This window comes from Streptomyces botrytidirepellens (genome assembly GCF_003721215.1).
Classification (GTDB): Bacteria; Actinomycetota; Actinomycetes; order Streptomycetales; family Streptomycetaceae; genus Streptomyces; species Streptomyces himastatinicus.
This window is the reverse complement of the sequence record NZ_RIBZ01000439.1, coordinates 1-1,008: the sequence shown is the minus strand read 5'-3', so window position 1 is coordinate 1,008 and position 1,008 is coordinate 1. Positions and strand designations below refer to the sequence as shown.

The following is a 1,008-nucleotide window of genomic DNA, read 5'->3' as shown; positions in this document are numbered from 1 at the left end:
CTAGGACTTGTCCGGGCGATCATGTCCGGAGCCAGATGACCAGGGCCGATGCTGTTGCGGTGCCGAGGAAGATGTAGCCGCGCTTGTCGTACCGGGTAGCGACGGCCCGGGATTGCTTGAGCTTGTTGATCGCCCGCTCGACGGTGTTGCGTTTCTTGTAGCGCTCTTCGTCGAAGCCGGGTGGTCGTCCGCCGCGTGAGCCTTTGCGTAGGCGGGCGGCCCGGCTGTCGGTCTTCTCCGGAATGGTGTGCCGAATACCCCGACGTCGCAGGTACTCGCGGCAGGGGCTGTTGCTGTAGGCCCTGTCCGCGGCGAGGGTGTCGGGCTTCTCACGCGGCCGGCCCGGCCCGGTCCGCGGGACGCGGATCTTCTCCAGCACCGCCTGGAACTGGGTACAGTCCGCCCGCTGTCCACCAGTGAGGACCAGGGACAGCGGGCGGCACCAGCCGTCCGCACTCAGGTGGAGCTTGCTGGTGAGCCCGCCGCGCGAGCGGCCCAGTCCCTCACCTCCCGCACCACCTCCACCAGGCGGGCATGCAAGCTCTGCCACGGCATCTCGGCCTGGTGTTCTGCTGCTTCGGCCCCCTTTGGCGCCGGAGTCGGCGGCGGGTCGGTACGGGCTCCGGCCGCGTGCTGATGGGCGCGCACGATCGTGGAGTCCACCGCGATGTCCCAGTCGATCTCACCGGCTGCGTCGGCGGCGGCCTGCACCTGTTGAAGCAGGCGTTCCCAGGTGCCGTCAGCCGACCACAGCCGGTGGCGTTCATACACCGTCTTCCACGGGCCGAACCGTTCGGGCAGATCCCGCCACTGCACGCCGGTCCGCACCCGGTGCAGGATCCCGTCGATCACCTGCCGGTGATCCCGCCACCGACCGCACCGCCCGTTGCTGACCGGCAGAAACGGCCGCAGCCGTTCCCACTCCGCATCCGTCAAATCACCCCGCCCCATGTCCATATCAACGACGCAGGCACGCGGCAGTCACATGATCGGACGGACAAGTCCTAG

Annotated in this window: 1 protein-coding gene; it reads right to left on the bottom strand. The window is 68.6% G+C overall.

Translation table 11 applies throughout. The annotated features are described in order from the left end of the window. Nucleotides 1-19: 19 nt before the first annotated feature. Nucleotides 20-951 (bottom strand): IS5 family transposase gene (locus tag EEJ42_RS31435; RefSeq protein ID WP_425472993.1). Its coding sequence is split into 2 segments (ribosomal slippage): nucleotides 20-613 and nucleotides 616-951, totalling 930 coding nucleotides; the frame shifts between segments, so codons are not numbered across the junction. Nucleotides 952-1,008: the final 57 nt, after the last annotated feature.